The sequence below is a fragment of the Acidithrix sp. C25 genome (assembly GCF_904848545.2).
In genome coordinates, this window is sequence record NZ_CAJHCI020000007.1 from 306,437 (window position 1) to 324,918 (window position 18,482).

An 18,482-nucleotide genomic window follows, 5' to 3' on the forward strand; every position below is an offset into this window, starting at 1 on the left:
ATTTGACGAATGGTTGAATGGGTATTAGGATATAGGGCAATGAAATTATCTGCCTTCTTTGAAGTAGTACTTGTAGTCTTGTAGCGCCGAAGCACTGCTTCAAGGCGCTACTTAACCTCCCAACAGGGAGGTTTTTTTATACCTCAAATTGACTATTGAAATGATTGCAGCGTGAGTTTACGGGACGAAGGATGACAATAAGATGAAATTAACAGGTGCACAAGCATTAGTCAAGAGTCTTGAGATGCAGGGCGTCGACGTCGTTTTTGGCCTACCTGGCGGGGCGATTTTGCCAGTGTACGATCCTATTATAGACTCACCAATTCGTCATATCTTGGTCCGTCATGAGCAAGGCGCTGGCCATATGGCCGAAGGGTATGCTCAGGCAACTAACCGACCGGGCGTCGCGATTGTTACATCTGGACCTGCCGCGACCAACATAGTAACGCCACTTGCGGATGCATATATGGATTCGATTCCCATGGTGGTAATAACTGGTCAGGTGGCGACCTCTTCGATTGGGACTGATGCCTTTCAAGAGGCAGATACGACTGGCATCACCATGAGTATTACAAAGCACAACTGGCTCGTAAAAGATGCGAATGAGATTCCAGAGACCATAGCTCAAGCATTCCATGTGGCTACGACTGGCCGCCCGGGTCCCGTCTTAGTGGATCTCCCCAAGGACGTTGCTAACCAGATGATGGATTGGTACTGGCCAGAGACGATCGACTTGCCTGGCTATCGTCCTAATACCAAGGGGCACCCACGCTCTATAGCGGCTGCTGCTCGAATGATCAAAGAGGCCAAGGCTCCGGTTTTCTATATTGGCGGTGGATGTATCAGGGCTAATGCAACAAGTGCGCTATTTTCACTTGTCGAAAAGACTCAGATTCCCGTTGTTACGACCTTGATGGGTCGCGGAGCGTTCCCCGACGAGCATCCCCTATGTCTCGGTATGCCTGGTATGCATGGCAACTACACTGCCATAACGTCGATGCAAAAGGCTGACTTGCTGATCACGCTCGGCGCGAGGTTTGACGATAGGGTAACCGGGAAGGTCTCTGGCTTTGCACCAAATGCCAAGGTTATCCACGTCGACATTGACCCTGCCGAACTTGGTAAGGTGCGTAGAGCCGATATCCCAATCGTTGGTGACGTAAAGCTGGTCATTCAAGAGCTCATCGAGGCACTCGATCGAGGCGAAGCAGGTGAGATGCAAGCTCAAGATATCTCTGCTTGGATTTCTCAGATTCGTCAGTGGCAAGAAAAGTATCCGCTTGCATATGAAAAAGATCCAGCCGATGGCTCGCTAAAGCCGCAGTACGTTGTTGAGACCTTATCGTCACTGGCTCCTCCAGGAACAATTCTGGCTTCAGGCGTAGGACAGCATCAGATGTGGGGATCGCAGTATTGGAAGTTTAATGATGCAAACACCTGGATCAATTCAGGAGGCCTTGGAACGATGGGATTTGCAATACCCGCGGCCATAGGTGCAAAGGTAGGACGACCAGACAAGATGGTTTGGGCAGTAGATGGAGATGGGTGTTTTCAAATGACGGCCCAAGAGTTGGTGACCGCCTCTGCCGAGCGAATTCCTGTAAAGATTGCACTTTTGAATAACGCCTATCTTGGCATGGTGCGTCAGTGGCAAGAGATGTTTTACGATCAAAGATATTCCGAGGTTTATCTCTCTCCAGACCTACCAGACTACGTCAAATGGGCAGAGGCTATGGGGTGCGTTGGCATTCGAGTCGAATCTCCTGAAGAGGTGGCCCCTGCGATTGAAAAGGCGAATGAGATCGATGACCGATCTGTGGTTATCGAATTTAGGACAGATTGGCGCGAGAAGGTCTTCCCGATGGTCCCCTCGGGTTCGACCAACGATGAAGTTTTTCTTGGACCTATGTTTGAAGGGAAGTAGATGACCGTTTCAGGACCTAACCTTATTCCAATGAGTTTACCTGGTGGAAAAAGCGCCAATGAGATAGATCACCATGTTCTATCGGTACTGGTGGAGAATAAAGCGGGAGTTTTGGCGCGGGTGGCACAGCTGTTTTCACGCCGCGGCTATAACATCTATTCGCTTGCTGTAGCGCCGACCGACGATCAGAGATTCTCACGGTTGACCATTGTTGTAGATTTGGAGTCGGTAACGCTAGAGCAGATCACCAAGCAGCTCCATAAATTGATTAATGTTATCAAAATTACAGAGATCGATCCCCGAGACTCTGTTGAGCAGGAGTTGTTGCTTGCTGTGGTGGCAGCGGACACTCAAAGTAGATCGCAAATACTCGAGTTGGCTGGAATCTTTGGTGCGAAAGTGTTGGACGTTGGTCTTGAACGTCTTACACTAGCCTTGGCAGATACTCCGGAAAAACTGGATGACTTTAGCGAACTGATTAAAGTATTCGGAATAGTAGAAGTACAGCGAACTGGCCGAGTTGCCTTAACAAAGCTGACTCGTTCGAGTTCGCGCGGTGGAATTTCAAAGGGAAAGGCAAGCTAGCCAGATGGCTGAAATGTTTTACGAAGCCGATGCAAATCCTTCTTTGCTTCTAGGCAAAAAAGTAGCGGTTATCGGATATGGATCACAAGGTCACGCACATGCGCTGAACTTGGCTGATTCAGGTGTTGAAGTTGTAGTTGGCCTCCGGGAAGGATCTTCGTCGGTAGTCAAGGCAAAGGATGCGGGGCTCACCACGATGAGCGTTAGTGATGCAAGTGCATGGGCTGACGTAGTAATGTTGCTCGCCCCCGACACCGCTCAAAAGAAGATCTACGACGAAGAGATCGCCCCGAATCTAAAGGACGGTGACGCTCTTTTATTTGCCCATGGCTTCAATATTCGCTATGAGCAGATTCAACCGGCGCCAGGAATAGATGTTGCAATGGTCGCACCAAAAGGGCCTGGCCATCTTCTTCGTCGGACCTATGCCGAAGGCGGAGGCATCCCTTCGTTGATTGCAGTTCATCAAGACGCCACAACAAATGCACGTGAGCTGGCACTTTCTTATGCGCATCACATAGGATCGACTAAGGCGGGCGTGTTGGAAACAACATTTTCTGAAGAGACAGAGACCGACCTCTTTGGCGAACAGACCGTACTTTGTGGTGGGCTTTCTGCGTTAGTAACTGCTGGTTTTGAGACCTTGGTCGAGGCTGGATATCAACCTGAGTCGGCATATTTTGAATGTCTGCACGAGCTTAAGCTGATTGTGGATCTTTTGTATCAGGATGGTCTCTCCGGAATGTGGTTCTCCGTATCTGAGACCGCTGAGTGGGGTGGTTTGAAGATCGGTCCTCGCGTAATCTCTTCGGGCGTGAAGGCCGAGATGAAGAAGGTTTTGGATGAGATTCGTTCTGGTCAATTTGCAGACGAATGGATCGCAGAGAACGAGAATGGCCAGAAGCACTTCAACGAGTTGCGTAGCGCCGCTGCGAATCATCCAATTGAAGAAGTTGGAAGACAACTTCGTAATATGATGCCGTTCCTAGCGAATTCTTCGAATATTCGCGACGTTTCTGGCGGCTAGATTCCTTGGCAAATCAAGAAAGGGAATTGCTGCGCGAGCTTTCATCTGCGCGGCGTTCCCACTTCCTAGAAAACAATGACAAGTTGGCGGTGATCGTGAAGGGATACTTCGTGATCATCGTCGCTGCACTTTTGGTTGATATTATCTCAACATCATCGACCTATTTCGTTCCTACCTCGTCTGACATCGCTTTTTTCCATTCGAATGCCAACAACTACGGAACCGCCTTATTCTTATTTATTTTATTTCTAGGCGCAATGCTAGGAACTCGGGGCGGTCCTCTCACGGTTCATCGTCCAGAGATGCGGATGGTCTTTTTGTCGGACGTGGGTCGAGAGCGGCTATTGAGACAAAAAGCCATTCGAACCCTTTTTCACTATGGTTACATAGGAGCAGCTGGCGGCGGTGGCGTTGGTGTTGCGCTGCACGCTCTTTCGCATCACCAAGCAGCTACACCGGCTATTGACTTTGGAATCTTTGGAATTGCGTGTGGCTTTGCCTATGCCGGCATGGCGCTTTTATCTGTGAGTTTTTCACTCAGTGGGATCAAGGGATATGCACTTGGGTTAGTATTGATATTGGTTGGAGTGGTCCCTATTCTCTCGGGTTCCACCTCTCCTATCGCCGTTTTGGGCGGACCATTAAAGGCAATGTCTCCGACGGATCTGCAAAATATGGTCGTGCTCGCGACAGGCTTAGTGATTGGGATATTAGGGGTGCTTCGACTTCCGAAGGCAGATCTGGAGCCCATAGAACGTCACTCTGAGCTAATTTCGCGCCTCCGCTTTGCAATTGGAATGCGAGACGTAAGAAGCATTATTGGCATATCAAGATCTTTGGGTGAGAACGGTTATGTTGGGCGCAGATTGCCTAAAATCGCTGAAGCTTTATTTCGTACACCGAAGTCAACACCTTCGCTTCGCTCGTTGTCGAATATTTACAACTGGTCCATCAAGAGGTATATTCGTCTTTTCATCTTGAATTTGTCAGTCGTTTTCATCATTGCAAACGCCTGGCTGCATTCAGTGATTTTATTTTTCGTGGCAGTGCCGCTTTGTTTTGTAATGGGCCTCGAGTTGTCTGATTCAGTTGGTTCGTTGGTTGACAAGGCTGATAGGTTTGTGAACTATCCAGTTGAAGATGGATGGTTATTGAATCGATCTACGATGCTGCCAGCAGCAATCGCAATTGTATTGACTTTGGTCTCTGATGTAATCGTTTACTTTTTGGTTTCCGGTACGACATTTAGCATTTTGTTGCCCCTGAGCGTTGCGATGGCGATTACCAGCGTCTTCGGAGGTGCTGTAGCCCAGGTTCGAAGTGGCAAAGGTCAAGATGTATCGGCCTTTGTGCTGGTACCAGAGGTGCAGGCCTTCAAGTTTTTCATTGAGCTAATTCCTGTAATAATTGCCAATGCCTGGATAGTGGCTGCAATAAATGCCCACGGCGCGTTGGCCCATCATTCGTCTGCATCAAGTGCAGCACTTTCGGCGTCATCTTTTGTGCTTATTGCTCCCTTGGCGGGTTGGGCATGGATAGGCGGACAGAAAATTTTGAAAGCGGAGTAGTTCTAAGTGGCAAAGAATACAGAGGCCAAGAAGTCAGATATAGTCCTCTCGGTCAAGAATGTCGACAAGAAGTTTGACGATATCCCTATTTTAAAGGGAGTCACTTTCGACATCAAGCGAGGTTCTATTTGTTGCCTTGTAGGTATGAACGGCGCAGGTAAAACTACTTTAGTCAAAGCCATTGCAGGTCTTGTCTCTCCCGATAGCGGATCTATTGACATTTTGGGTGCTAAGGGGGGCAGTCGTCAAGCTAGGGCGGTAACGTCGGTGGTCTTTGACGAACCGGCACTCTATTCCGACTTAACTGTGATGGAGCATTTGAGTTTCGCCGCTCGCCTTTCGGGATTTATGGATTATCAGGAACGAGCCGATCAGCTTTTGGAAGAGTTTGCGATTCAAGAACTTGGCCAGCGCCTTCCAAGGGGATTTTCGAGGGGGCAACGGCAAAAGACTGCTCTTTCGATGGGGCTAGTTCGGTCATTTAAGCTCTTGGTTTTAGATGAGCCATATGCGGGACTTGATGCCTCTGGAAAGAAGGCACTCCTAGCAATTCTCGGTGATGCGGCTACCTCTGGTGCTGCGGTTCTAATAGCTACACATGCGCCCGAGTTATTGGCTATTGCTAACCAGATGGTGACAATTAGCGATGGTAAAGTTTCCTATGTTGGAAAGCCCGATATTGGCAGAATTGATAGCTAAGAGGGTTACGGGAGACTCTCTTTTTACGGGTGGCAGAGTGCTTATAAGGGTTACGCCACTTGATGGTGGATTGTTTTATTGCCGCGGGGTAGCAATCGCTAAATTATCTGGCTTGGGATGATAAATTTCATGATCTTTTTCAAGTAAGTGCCTCAATATGGCGATAATTTGGTTGTTACATAAATGCAACAACACCGAAAGTAAGCCATGACCTTTGAGATCGGTGCAATAAAGGTGAGATTGTCACCGTCGAGCGTAGTTGCATTGGGTGGAACTGTCGTTTTGATAGCCTTCGCCCTAGATCTCTTTGGCCCGGTTGAGCGCTTTGTGCCAGTTTTTGTCGCCGTCGTTTCAACGATTTTTGTAGCAGTTGGTATTCTTAGGTTTAGACCATCCCCCAATTGGAATTGGTGGATGATCTTTGGCGCGCTCTGGTTATTCATTGCTGGGGGCACCCTTAGTTCGCTTCTGGGCACACTGGGGAATTTGACACCTTCGCGTTCCCTCGTACCCGATTTAATTATTATTCCAGGGTATATCATTCTTGCAGCTGGCCTCATGCGACTCTCAGGCGGGAAGCGCTATGACCGAGGTAAGACCGTTGATGCCATTTTGGATGGATTGATGGCTGGACTATCGGTTTTGGCTGTTGCGTGGGTCTTTCTGATTGAACCACTAGGTGCGAGCCGAGGAATTTCTATCTCAATAAGACTTGCTCTAGTTGCATATCCGCCGATGTCGTCGATTCTTTTGATATTGGTCCTTCGCATTGCATTTACGAGTGATGTCCGACGATCTGTCGCCTACTGGCTCTTACTTGGCGCATTCTCGATGATGTTCTTGGGTGACAGTTTGTATATGTTTGTAGACGCGGATCTACTACACTTGCCACTGTCAATTTTGGGACTCCCATACGGGGGCGCATACGTTTTAGCGAGTTGTTGCGCTCTCTCGCCCTCTATGAGGCGACTTTCAATCTCGGATTCACACCGTGGTAAGGGTTATCAACGTATTCAGTTCAGCTTGATTACTCTTTCCTTGGCCACCCCAGCGTTTTTGATCTTCGGTCAACAGTCGGTCTCTTTCTCCGATCGAGTAGTAGTCTTTGTGGTTGACATAGGCCTTGTCGGCGCGGCAACGACACGGGTTTTGCGCGCAATGTCGGTTGCACGGCGCTCCGAAGACCAGTTGGCCCACGTAGCCGCTTACGATGCATTGACTGGTCTTCCCAATCGACGACTTTTGTCGGAGGAACTAGCCCGAATTTTGGAGGATTCCGCGTCGAAGTCTTCGTTCGTTGCATTGATATTCGTGGACCTAGATCAGTTCAAATTGATAAACGACTCCTTTGGTCACACCTTTGGGGATCTGTTGCTCATTGGCGTAGCACAACGGTTGCGGTTGCGGGTTCGCCAAAGCGATCTAGTTGCCCGCCTTGGTGGCGATGAGTTTTTGATCGTTCTAAAAGATGTCCCAGATGCTGCAGTGGCTACGGCGGTCGCCGCTGATTTGCGGGATTTCCTGCGTGAACCATTTTTAGTCAATGGTCTGAAGTTCTTTGTGACTGGAAGCTTTGGAATCGCCCTTACCTCACCCAATGACTCTCTTGACACCGAAGCCCTTTTGAGAAGCGCAGATACGGCAATGTTTCAAGCCAAGATGGCGGGGCGGGATACTTTTAGGGTATTTGACTCTTCGATGCAGACTGAAGTTACAAGGCGACTCGAATTGAAGTACGACTTGCGCAGAGCCATTGAGCTCGATCAATTATTTTTGGTATATCAGCCAATTATTGCTACGAGGACTGGACGAGTCGAAGGGGTAGAAGCGCTAATTAGGTGGAATCATCCGAGACATGGTCTAATTTCGCCGACGGACTTCATACCCATTGCCGAAGAGTCTGGAATGATCTTAGAGATCGGTGCTTGGGTGCTCGATATAGCACTAGATCGCTTCACCTCGTTGAATAGGGAAATGAGCTTGGACGACGACTTTTACGTCTCGGTCAATCTCTCAGTCGGACAGTTGATCGATAGTAATTTAGCTATTCGAGTTCATGATGCCCTTGTCCGCCATAAGGTCGAGGGCCGTAGCCTGTGTATTGAGCTTACCGAGTCGATGGTTATGGAGAACCTTGATAACTCCTTTGCTATTTTGCTTGCGCTGAAGGAGCTTGGGGTTCGTCTTGCGATAGATGATTTTGGCTCTGGCTATTCGTCTCTGGCATATTTGACTAAATTTCCAGTTGATAAACTCAAGATCGATAAATCCTTTATCGACTCTATGGTCTCTTTGGACTCTCCAGACGCAAGGCTTATAGGGTCGATCGTCGCAATGGCGAAATCTCTGGGGATGTCAACCATAGCAGAGGGCGTCGAGACACTGATTCAAGCCCAGCGGATTTTTCAACTTGGCTGTGACTCTATTCAGGGTTTTTATCTATCAAGGCCTGTTGAAGCCGCGGATCTTCATTTGACAATTGGCGACTTAGAACGAGCGAGCAATCTTTTTTTCGCCTTCGACGTTTGAATTTCGATCTTTTTCCAACTCTCGAAGGTTGATGACTTCACCTTCAGCGGGGTAGTGCTTCTGGATTGAAAAAAACTGTTTTCTAAAGGAATCTATCGAGAGCTCCTCTACTGTCGGTGAAGGTCCTCCAGGGCTGAATATGCTCTCGTGAAGGTCGGGCTTGTAGGCCCAAAGTCTTTGTTGCCATTTGGATAGTTGACACCAGACTGGATGCGAAGCCTCTGAACCTAGATATGCCTTTGGTTCAAGATCCTCAAAGCGCGACCAAGTCCCACCAAATTGCCAGTTGCCAAATCTAAATAGACGATCATCTAAGATGGCGATCGTCCAGTCAACACCACAGCTTTGAGAAGCTGTCACATATGCACGGTAGAGGCTTATGGCAATTAGACCAGGAGCTGCTCTGCCTTGAAATTGACGATGAACGGAAAGGGTCGCGATATCCCAAAAGTTATTTAGAGGCATTTTCTCGCCTTGGCGAATCTTTAATGCTACAGGCTCAATTCCCCAGTGAGCAGAGATGTCGTCAAGGCTCTTTGATCCAGTGCCGCTTTCTGAGGGCAGAATTATCCTCATCGATGCAACGGGAAGTGAAAGCGAATGGTTGATCACGCATAGGAAGATGGAGCGATCTAGATATGGATAGTATTCAGTATTTAGCTGATCACTTGTGTTGCCATAGGTATCGAGAAAGACCTGCTCTTCGACGGATTTGGCTAGATGGACACCTGGGTGATCGCCTGAAAAAGCATATATACCAAAAGCTCTTGATGAATTGGGATCGATGACGGTTTTAGCTATTTCGCCGATCTCGTAGGCGCCTATTTTAATTTCTTTTCTGGAATCCAAGCTAGTGTCCTAATAATGAGAAAAGGTCCATTGTGATGATGGTTGTTCGCCTTGTCCAAGGAAGGAGGGCGAGGCTTGGATATTGCAAAGTGAGATCACCCATAAATTGACAAGCTCAGAAGCGGTCTGCGAGACCGATTTATCATCATCTCGTCAAGAGATGGAAGTTTGGGAGGCGCAGACCAGCGGCGCCCTATTGAATAAAATGTTGCGCGACAGTCGGCCTTTCTTTGACTAAATTTGGTAGCTACTTAATTATTATAGCTTGAAAATACAAGCAAGATGATCCGCTCTTCATCTCGTCGCCACTTGGTAAATAGGGCCATCGCGCCACTGGCAATCTCCTTCCATCTATCTAGGAACCGGTGGCCAGTGTTCGTGTAGAACTTCAAAAAATTGTTCAAAGTCGGCTTTTTAAATAGTTTGTCTATGGTTTTTAGCCGTTGTAATGAGGGATCAAAAAGCCAGGTCTTGCCTAAGAGACCTAACGGATCGCAGGAGTGTAAAGGAGCTATATTGGCACTTCGAAAGCACATGCGTCTAAAGATATGAGCAATTGCCTTTGAGTACCTATCACACACATTCGAAGGCGTGTTCAATTACTGGGCGCGCTGGTAATTTGAGGTTACTTCAAAAGTCGAATCACCAAGAGTTGTGTAGATCTAATGATTCACGCGCTGTTTCGCGAAAGTGAGTAAGGAGGTCTCTATTGGCTAGTTGGCACTTTGATCTTTTAGAGTGACATGGGATAGAGACAGGGAAGTTTTTGGTCTGTGTCTGGCAGTCTATGTCTGGAAGACGACAACGAGCCAAGACTACCTTTGGTGTGGTCTTGGCTCGTAAGTTCAGGTTTCTACTCGGCCGCGGGTTTGGCCTTGAAGAGTGCTTTGGTCGATCCGAAAGTTTGTTGTTTGTCTTATGGTCCAACTTCTGGAGTAGTGGCCTTGCGGGCGTTAGCTCTTGCTAGGCGATTGACAGCATTTAGGTATGCCCGTGCAGATGCTTCTACCACATCAGTCGATATGCCTTTACCAGATACCTTGATTCCGTCGGATTCAAGTTGAACAACTACGTCGCCAATTGCATCGACGCCACCTGTGACTGAAGAGACGGAAAAGCCAATTAGGTTGGCCTTGGTTCCAGTAGCGAGCTGAATGGCTTTACCTGCTGCATCTATCATTCCGTTACCTTCGGACGAGGCCTCAACTTTGCCGTTTTCGCTAGAGAGAACGACCTTCGCTATTGGAGTCCCGACGGTACCACCGGAGACATGGAGCTCTTCAAGGCTATAAACGTCAGTCGCGACAGTCCCTAATTCTTCAGCGACGATGGCTTCAAGATCTGCTTCGGTGATATCGAGCTTTCGATCCGCGAGTTCCTTGAAACGCGCGAATGCGGCATTGAGGGCATCTCCAACTATTGTGATTCCCATCTTCGAGAGTGTGTCGGCAAACGCATGCCTTCCTGAATGCTTGCCGAGTACGATCTGCGAACCTTTTTGGCCAACCGACTCTGCGTCAATGATCTCGTATGTGCTTCGGTCCTTGAGAACGCCATGTTGGTGAATGCCAGACTCATGGGTAAAGGCATTTCGACCAACCACAGCCTTGTTGTACTGTAGTGGATATCCAGTTAGACGAGATACGAGCCTTGAGGTCCTTGCGATCTCCTCGGTTTTAACTTGACTATAAATTCCAGGAAATTGGTCGCCGCGTATCTTGAGTGCCATGACGACTTCTTCAAGTGCTGCATTGCCAGCGCGCTCTCCAAGTCCGTTTACACACACTTCAACCTGACGGGCTCCTGCTGCTACGCCAGCGAGAGAGTTGGCTGTCGCTAAGCCCAAATCGTTGTGGCAGTGCGTTGAAATTACATAGTCGCCGCTTACGTTTTTACGCACATAAGCTATCAGCGCACCAAAGTCCCATGGAATTCCATAACCAACCGTGTCTGGGACGTTGAGAGTATTCGCTCCTGAATCCACGGCTGCCTGAAGAACTTCGATCATAAAGTCCAGTGGCGTACGGGTAGCATCTTGAGGAGAGAACTCAACGTCGTTGGTGTGCTCTTTAGCCCTTGCTACGCCCGATCGGGTTTCGCTAAGTACTTGGGCTTCGTTCATCTTGAGCATATTCTCCATATGGACGGGTGACGTTGAGATGAAAACGTGAATGCGTGCTTGTTGAGCATGCTTTAGGGCTTCCCAGCATCTATCGACGTCCGAGAGATGGGTCCGTGAGAGTGCTGCGATTACAGGCCCTTGAATGCGTGATGCAATTAGGGATACAGCTTCGAAGTCACCCTGACTAGAAACGGGAAATCCTGCTTCGATATAATCGACGTTGAGCCTTGCTAGCTGTTCTGCAATCTCGAGTTTCTCTGTAGCGTCAAGTGAAATTCCTGGAGATTGTTCGCCGTCTCTCAAAGTCGTATCGAAGATTATCAGTTTTTCTGCATCTTGGCTCATTGCCGTATTCGCCTTTCGTTTTGTTTCAATTTCTTACCTAGTGCTAAACACTCACCAGAAAATAAAAAACCTCCGTGTTCAAAAACGAACACAGAGGCTGTAGCGGTGCTTCGATTGTCGAAGACCGCGCTCAGGTTAGGGATAGGAGATAAGAAAATTGGGAAACCATTAATGGCAATGATAGTCGAACTTTTTTATTCCTAGCGCTTGAATAGCACTTAGTTTATTAAAATATCTCGCTTCAAAGACAAGGAAATCGTAGCTTTGAGCCCTTTTATCGGATTTGACTCAAGGAGTCATGTCGAGGTTAGGTTGTTTTTTCGCGCTCGATTGAGTCAAATTCCTCGTCGCGATGGCAGCTGAGAAACGAGAGGTCATTTTGCAGGCTGGCTTTTTGATCGTTTGGATTTTTCTTTCGGACCAGATCTTAATTAGGCGCTAAATAATAGTTATTTTCCAAGGAGCGCCATGAAAGGGATTTTCATTGATGGCCATTGGCGCTTTGGAAACACTAAGGAGTGAGATCGGTGACTGATCTCTCTCCATGTGATTTTGAGTTCTAAATATTGCCATCGTGAGAGCACAGAAGTCGGTGTCTCTGATCGATCTTTGATGTTCGAGGTTGCTAAATAATTTTGTCACTAGATCCGGCTCTTTGCCATCCCTTTTGATGTGTGCAAAGCGGCAGCCATGAACTCGTTGGAAGATGCAATTCAAAAAGTACAGGCAAGGCACTTTAGATCTCATGTCGCTAGGCGATGTTTATTCGATGGGAGTTTTGGGTATGTGGTAGTGTTCATTTGCTAGGTATCAAATCCGATTAGGCCACACATGATGCGAAGACAAAGCGCTGTGGGCACAGAAGATTTAGGATAACCCAGAATTTAGCGAAACCTTCTGGTGGGCTATTGTTGTCGTTAGCTGGCCCGCTAAAGGTGAACTTAATCCAAGGGGTCGATAGAGGGGCCGGGAGTAGTCGGTGACACAATTTTGTGGAGGTGTTCGAGCTGTAATGTGGGCTCGGATCTCGAGTTATTTAGGATTAATTTAAGGCGTAGAAGGGGCCGTGGTACGACTTCTACGCCTTAAATTATGGTTACCTTTGTCAAGGTAGCAGTGATCGCTAAGTGGGACTCATGCGTCGCTGTTACCTTTTTAGCAGGAGACGCTTCGAGCGTATATGATTCCTGGAGCTGACTTTATCTGAGCAAGGATCTCGGCAGTGGGCTCAACGTTGGTCGAGAGAATCATTAGGGCGGTCTTGCCGTCATGTGATGGGCCTACAGCCATCGAAGAGATTGAATATCCGGCATTCCCGAGAATTGTCGCGACTACGCCGATCTTTCCAGGCTCATCGTCGTTGCGAACAACGAGCATATTTTGAGCAGGTGGAATTTCTACCCTATGGGAGTCAACTGCTACGATCCTTGGATCCTTATTTGGTCCAGTGACTGTGGCTGAAACGCTATGGCTGCCGCTAGAGAGTGTAAGTAGGCTAACGTAATCTTTTGCTTGTTCACTAAAGGACTCTTTCACCTCTAGACCACGCTCTTTTGCAAGTGCCGGAGCGTTTACATAAGAGACAGGTTCGTTGGTGCCAGCACCGAAGATTCCCTTGAGTGCTGATAGCGAAAGCAAACGAGTATCTCCGCTTGCCAAAAGTCCCTGATACTCGATGGTAAGTGTATCAGGAAGACTACCTTCTAGGGTGGAGATGAATCGGCCTAGAGATTCAGCTAGGGGTAGGTATGCCTTTACATTTTCTGGAACTTCGGCGGCATTGACATTGACAGCAAAGGGAACGAAGTCTCCGGCAAGGGCAAGCTTCAATTGCTCAGCAATTGTGACGCCCGCTTTGTCTTGTGCCTCTGAGGTGCTCGCTCCAAGGTGTGGGGTGACAACCACATTTTTGAGAGTAAAGAGTGGTGATGTGGTGCAGGGCTCAGTTCCAAAGACATCTAAAGCAGCCCCTGCAATTCGGTTCTCAGAGAGTGCCTCAAATAGTGCATCCTCGTTTACGATTCCGCCTCGAGCAACATTGATCACTCGTGCGGTTGGCTTGGCCTTGGCGAGCATCTCCTTGCCTATGATTCCAATTGTCTCTTTGCTCTTTGGAAGGTGAATCGTTATGAAGTCAGATCGTTCCATGAGGCTATCGAGGTCTACTAACTCTACACCCATCTGACGAGCGCGATCGCTAGATACGTAGGGGTCATAGGCTATGAGCTTCATCCCAAAGGCTAAGGCTCGTTGGGCTACGAGTGCACCTATTCTGCCGAGTCCAACTACTCCCAAAACCTTGCCAAAGAGTTCGACCCCTTCCCACTTGGATCGTTCCCACTTACCTGCTACTAATGCCGAATGGGCCTGGGGAATGTTCCTTGCTTGAGCCAAGATGAGCGCCACTGTCAATTCCGCAGCGGAAAGGATATTTGATTGAGGTGCATTTACGACCATTACTCCACGTTTGGTCGAGTAATCTACGTCTACGTTATCCAAACCAATTCCGGCTCGTCCGACTACAAGAAGATCGCTCCCAGCGTCGATCACTTCGGCGGTTACCTTGGTGGCCGAGCGAATTATTAGTCCGGCTGCTCCTTTGATCGCCTCGAGAAGTTCTTGGGGCGAGAGTCTTAGTTGGATGTCTACTTCGTGGCCGTCTGCACGGAGCAGGTCGAGCCCGCTATCGGCTATTTCTTCGGTTACCAGTATTCTGGCCATCGTTCTCCTCAAAGCTATCGGGAAAATGGTAATTCGAATCTTATTTGAGACCGACATCAAGCATCGATTCTCTTATTGGAATTCGTACCCTCAAGCCTAGTTGTAGGCGCCAAAAATGTGGTGTTGCTCTTTTTGACCATCCATTTGAATCGCTGTGGCAATTCTAAGGCCCGTCGGCTAGCGTTTTTAGATGGCTCAAAACTCTGTGGATCTTGTTATTATTGGTGCTGGTCTATCGGGCTTAGTTGCGGCTTCTGAGCTTTCCGGAGATATTGATCTGGTTGTTGTGGATAAAGCGAGGTCTCCTGGTGGGCGGTTGGCTACTCGGCGAATCGGAGATGCGACTTTCGATCATGGGGCTCAATTTTTTACCGTACGCTCCCAGGAATTCGCCAATGAGGTCACCAAATGGAGTAATCGTTCCATCTCCAAGGTATGGACTTATGGTTTTCAGGGCGAGTCAGACGGTCACCCCCGATACATAGGAGTGCACGGAATGAACTCCATTGCTAAAGACTTAGCGACGGGGATTCGCATGGATCTTCAGAATGCCGTATCGTCTATTACATATGAGGACTCAAAGTTTCACATACATGGTCACCCACACGACTATTTTGCAAAGCAATTGGTAATTGCAATCCCGTGCCCTTCGGCGATCGAGATAACTAAAGACCTGCCTTCATCAAGCGTCACGATAATTAGGGATAGTCTTGGCTTTATTGCTTATAACCCAACGATAAGTGGTCTATTTGTGATGATGGATGATGGTGACTTTGGGCCGATCCAGCCTATTCAACGCCCTAATTCAAAGGTGAACTTCTTGGCGGACAATAAGCAAAAGGGGATATCTGCCAAAAATGCGCTGACTCTTCATTTAGGCGACGAGATCTCGCTCGAACTTTTTTACGGTAATTACTCTCAAGGAGAGATTGAATCAATTTTGAGGGAGAATTTATTTGAATTGATTGGCGAGGTTCCTATCTCCGAAATGCAAGTAAAGAGCTGGAGGTACGCCTCGCCGATATCGATCTATCCAGAAGCGGTTATGGATCTTGGCCGAATTGGAGGATCGGGAGCGCTTCCGTTGATATTTTCCGGTGATGGCTATGGAAGTTCAAAAGTCGAAGGTGCTTATCTGTCGGGATTGAGAGCAGCAGCGGCAGTAAGGGAATATCTTGGCTAATTTGCTTTAGCTTAGGTGCTGCATCTTTGGTTTTAGAATCGTTGATTTTAGGACAGTTGTCAATCGGCACCTAGCATTAATCTTAGTTGGTCTACGAGCCACCTGGATGAGCTATCTGCAAGTACGGGATGAAAGAACCACATGAAAGTGGATGCCTGCGACCCAAAGTTGTCTTGGTTGATAGGAGCGAGGGTTGATTGGCGGATAATATTTTGTAGAATTTGCCTAGGTGTTAGTGCTTGGGTTTTTAGTTTTGCAATACGGGACACCTTGGCAATTGCTGGTAAATACCTATTTAAGGGATATTTGGATGCAGATTCGGTTGGACGCCACACCTGCTTCAAAAACTCCTAGCTACAGAGGCTATTGCCTAATGGGCTTCGAATCGCATTCCAACCAGACAGGTCTATGGTGCTAGACAGTTCATGGGACTAGCACCGAGCAATTGGAGGCAAGTCCCATAGCAATAGTGCAGGGGCCTTGCTTTGAAAACTCGGATTTGGGTTGGTAATTCATGCTAGGCGAAGACCAATCCAAATCCGAAATTTATCTATTGGGCTGATTCGCTAACTAATTTAGCGATACGGGAGATGCCAATCTCAAGGTCATTGTCGGAGAGGGCATATGAAAGCCTAAAGTACCCCGGAGTTCCAAATGCTTCACCGGGAACAACTGCTACCTTTGCCTGATCTAGAATGACCGAGGCCAATTCGGACGTTGACGAAGGTCTAACTCCACCAAAGTCGCGACCTAAAAGTCCACTTACATCGGGATAGACATAAAAAGCACCCTTTGGTAGAGGGCAGTTAATTCCAGGTACCTCTGAGAGTAGGCTAGTTATTAGCTTTCGTCGTCGGTCAAAGGCCTCTCTCATGATGGATACAGGGCCTTGATCTCCAATTAGCGCCTCAATAGCTGCTCTTTGTGAGATGTTTGCAACGTTGGAAGTGGATTGAGATTGAAGATTGATTGCGGCAGCGACGATATCGGGCGCTCCAATCATCCAACCGACACGCCATCCGGTCATAGCGTAAGTCTTCGCGACACCGTTGACTATTACTATCTTGTCGAGGCCGCGCGGATCGTGGTTTGCAATTGATTCGGCTTTGATGCCGTCATAGGTTAGGTGCTCGTAGATCTCATCCGCCAAGATCCAAAGGTCTTTATCCGCGCAGAATTGAGCGATCTCCTTGGTCTCCTCTGGGCTATAAACACTACCTGTTGGGTTAGAAGGAGAGACGAAGAGGAATAATTTTGTACGAGGTGTGACATATTTCTCAATGGTTGCTGGCGATACCTTAAACTCTGATTCTAAGGTTGTTGGAACGGCGATAGGAGTTCCCCCAGCAAGCTTCACTGCCTCGGGGTAGGTCGTCCAATAGGGCTCAGGAATCAGCACTTCATCGCCTGGATCCAGGAGAGTTGCAAATGCGTTGTAGATGGCGTGCTTGCCTCCGTTGGTTACCAAAGTCTGATTTGTTGTGATCTCCACCTGGGAGTCGCGAGCTGTTTTTGTAACGATTGCTGCACGTAATTCCGGTAATCCAGCCGTTGGAGTATAACGATGATTTTTAACATCTGCACATGCTTTAGCTGCGGCCTCTACGATGGAAGCCGGAGTAGGAAAGTCTGGTTCTCCAGCGCCGAAACCGATGATGTCAACACCGGAGGCTTTGAGAGCTTTAGCTTTCGCGTCGATGGCTAGCGTCGCGGATTCGGCTACGGAGCCAATCCGTCGTGAGACCCTGGGCTTACCCTCTGACATCACATCTACCCCCTAAGGTGAGAACTGCGCAACTATGAGCGAGAAAAAAGTTAACACAGATATCCTAATCCCTTCGGAGCTGCTTCCTAAGGATGGTCGTTTCGGTTCTGGACCTTCTAAGGTTCGTCGAGAAGCCGTCGAAGCCCTCCTTGCACGTTCGGGCGACTTCTTGGGAACGTCGCATCGTCAAAAAACTGTAAAGTCTGTCGTCGGTGAGCTCCGCCGAGGACTCTCTGACCTCTTTATCCTTCCGGACGGTTATGAAGTCGTACTTGGCAATGGCGGCTCTACCTACTTTTGGGATACTGCCGTATTTTCATTGATTGAAAGAAAGAGCCAGCACCTATCTTTCGGCGAATTCTCGGCGAAATTTGCAGCCTCGGCAAAGGCTGCTCCCTTTATAGAAGATCCGATGATTATCAAGTCGGAGCCAGGCACCCATCCCGAGGCGGTCGCCGATTCATCTATCGACCTCTATGGACTTACTCACAACGAGACCTCCACTGGCGTGGCAATGACGATTAATCGACCGATTGGTGCTAAAGGTTTGGTCGCCGTCGACGCTACTTCCGGAGCCGCTGGTCTTGCGGTTGACCCGCTTGAGTTCGATTGTTATTATTTTGCGCCTCAAAAGGCATTTGCCTCAGATGGTGGCCTTTGGTTTGCGTTGATGTCGCCGGCTGCTGTCGAGCGTGTTGGCGAGATCAAAGCAAGTGGACGCTATATTCCTCCGGCATTGGATCTGAGTATTGCAATTGACAACTCTCGACTTGATCAAACCTATAACACACCAGCACTCGCGACGATCTTTCTTATGAACAACCAAGTTCAATGGATGTTGGCAAATGGTGGGATTGACTTTACGACCAAGAGGTGTGCAACCTCCTCAGCGACTTTATATAGCTGGGCTGAGGCATCTTCGTATGCTACTCCGTTTGTACAAGACGAAGAGATGCGATCCAAAGTTGTTGTGACAATTGATTTGGACGATGCTATCGATGCGACCGTGGTTGCAAGCACGCTCAGGAAGAATGGTGTCGTTGACACCGAGCCATACAGGAAGCTTGGTCGCAACCAGCTCCGAGTAGCGGTCTTTCCAGCCGTGGAGCCCGCAGATGTTGAAGCTCTGGTTGCTTGTATCGACTATGTGGTGGAGAATCTCTAA

The 18,482-nt window shown here is 48.3% G+C and carries 12 protein-coding genes; 8 read left to right on the forward strand and 4 right to left on the reverse strand.

Annotation, left to right across the window (positions count from 1 at the left end; genetic code table 11):
- The first annotated feature begins 202 nt into the window (after positions 1–202).
- From ACIDITHRIX25_RS82980 to ACIDITHRIX25_RS83005, 6 genes are all read left to right on the forward strand, one after another.
- Positions 203–1,924, forward strand: a complete 1,722-nt coding sequence (locus ACIDITHRIX25_RS82980) for an acetolactate synthase large subunit (RefSeq protein ID WP_052606385.1) — start codon at positions 203–205, stop codon at positions 1,922–1,924.
- A complete protein-coding gene (ilvN, locus tag ACIDITHRIX25_RS82985) occupies positions 1,925–2,509 on the forward strand; it encodes an acetolactate synthase small subunit (RefSeq protein ID WP_082058741.1) in 585 nt (194 codons plus the stop codon).
- A gap of 4 nt (positions 2,510–2,513) precedes the next feature.
- On the forward strand, positions 2,514–3,536 hold the full coding sequence (ilvC, locus tag ACIDITHRIX25_RS82990) for a ketol-acid reductoisomerase (RefSeq protein ID WP_052606384.1): 1,023 nt from the start codon (positions 2,514–2,516) through the stop codon (positions 3,534–3,536).
- Positions 3,537–3,541: 5 nt separating this feature from the next.
- Positions 3,542–5,104, forward strand: a complete 1,563-nt coding sequence (locus ACIDITHRIX25_RS82995; RefSeq protein WP_052606383.1) for a hypothetical protein — start codon at positions 3,542–3,544, stop codon at positions 5,102–5,104.
- Positions 5,105–5,110: 6 nt separating this feature from the next.
- Entirely contained in the window at positions 5,111–5,803 is a 693-nt protein-coding gene (locus ACIDITHRIX25_RS83000; RefSeq protein ID WP_052606382.1) for an ABC transporter ATP-binding protein, read from the forward strand.
- A 207-nt stretch (positions 5,804–6,010) separates the two neighbouring features.
- Entirely contained in the window at positions 6,011–8,332 is a 2,322-nt protein-coding gene (locus ACIDITHRIX25_RS83005) for a putative bifunctional diguanylate cyclase/phosphodiesterase (RefSeq protein WP_052606381.1), read from the forward strand.
- On the opposite strand, the gene ACIDITHRIX25_RS83010 is transcribed toward ACIDITHRIX25_RS83005, so the two are convergent.
- The 3 genes from ACIDITHRIX25_RS83010 to serA all read right to left on the reverse strand — a co-directional run bounded on the left by ACIDITHRIX25_RS83010 (position 8,291) and on the right by serA (position 14,369).
- A complete protein-coding gene (locus tag ACIDITHRIX25_RS83010) occupies positions 8,291–9,181 on the reverse strand; it encodes a hypothetical protein (RefSeq protein WP_052606380.1) in 891 nt (296 codons plus the stop codon). The two genes, ACIDITHRIX25_RS83005 and ACIDITHRIX25_RS83010, sit on opposite strands and share 42 nt — an antisense overlap.
- A 916-nt stretch (positions 9,182–10,097) precedes the next feature.
- A complete protein-coding gene (locus ACIDITHRIX25_RS83015; RefSeq protein WP_052604598.1) occupies positions 10,098–11,648 on the reverse strand; it encodes a 2-isopropylmalate synthase in 1,551 nt (516 codons plus the stop codon).
- A gap of 1,155 nt (positions 11,649–12,803) precedes the next feature.
- Positions 12,804–14,369, reverse strand: coding sequence for a phosphoglycerate dehydrogenase (gene serA / locus ACIDITHRIX25_RS83020; protein ID WP_052604601.1), 1,566 nt, complete (start codon positions 14,367–14,369; stop codon positions 12,804–12,806).
- Between the two features lie 190 nt (positions 14,370–14,559).
- Here serA and ACIDITHRIX25_RS83025 point away from each other — a divergent pair, with 190 nt between their 5' ends.
- Positions 14,560–15,552, forward strand: coding sequence for an NAD(P)/FAD-dependent oxidoreductase (locus ACIDITHRIX25_RS83025; RefSeq protein WP_213333473.1), 993 nt, complete (start codon positions 14,560–14,562; stop codon positions 15,550–15,552).
- A gap of 550 nt (positions 15,553–16,102) precedes the next feature.
- On the opposite strand, the gene ACIDITHRIX25_RS83030 is transcribed toward ACIDITHRIX25_RS83025, so the two are convergent.
- Positions 16,103–17,317 carry a pyridoxal phosphate-dependent aminotransferase gene (locus ACIDITHRIX25_RS83030; protein WP_052604594.1) on the reverse strand — a complete coding sequence of 405 codons (1,215 nt, stop codon included), beginning with the start codon at positions 17,315–17,317 and terminating at the stop codon, positions 16,103–16,105.
- A 34-nt stretch (positions 17,318–17,351) separates the two neighbouring features.
- Between ACIDITHRIX25_RS83030 and serC the strand changes: the two genes are divergently transcribed.
- Positions 17,352–18,482 (forward strand): phosphoserine transaminase, encoded by a 1,131-nt coding sequence (gene serC, locus ACIDITHRIX25_RS83035; RefSeq protein ID WP_052604593.1) that lies wholly within the window; start codon positions 17,352–17,354, stop codon positions 18,480–18,482.

Excerpts from the sequence above, each read along its gene's own strand:
- ACIDITHRIX25_RS82980 (WP_052606385.1), top strand. The coding sequence starts at position 203 with ATGAAATTAACAGGTGCACAAGCATTAGTCAAGAGTCTTGAGATGCAG.
- ilvN (WP_082058741.1), top strand. The coding sequence starts at position 1,925 with ATGACCGTTTCAGGACCTAACCTTATTCCAATGAGTTTACCTGGTGGA.
- ilvC (WP_052606384.1), top strand. The coding sequence starts at position 2,514 with ATGGCTGAAATGTTTTACGAAGCCGATGCAAATCCTTCTTTGCTTCTA.
- ACIDITHRIX25_RS83005 (WP_052606381.1), top strand. The coding sequence starts at position 6,011 with ATGACCTTTGAGATCGGTGCAATAAAGGTGAGATTGTCACCGTCGAGC.
- ACIDITHRIX25_RS83015 (WP_052604598.1), bottom strand. The coding sequence starts at position 11,648 with ATGAGCCAAGATGCAGAAAAACTGATAATCTTCGATACGACTTTGAGA.
- serA (WP_052604601.1), bottom strand. The coding sequence starts at position 14,369 with ATGGCCAGAATACTGGTAACCGAAGAAATAGCCGATAGCGGGCTCGAC.
- ACIDITHRIX25_RS83025 (WP_213333473.1), top strand. The coding sequence starts at position 14,560 with ATGGCTCAAAACTCTGTGGATCTTGTTATTATTGGTGCTGGTCTATCG.
- ACIDITHRIX25_RS83030 (WP_052604594.1), bottom strand. The coding sequence starts at position 17,317 with ATGTCAGAGGGTAAGCCCAGGGTCTCACGACGGATTGGCTCCGTAGCC.
- serC (WP_052604593.1), top strand. The coding sequence starts at position 17,352 with ATGAGCGAGAAAAAAGTTAACACAGATATCCTAATCCCTTCGGAGCTG.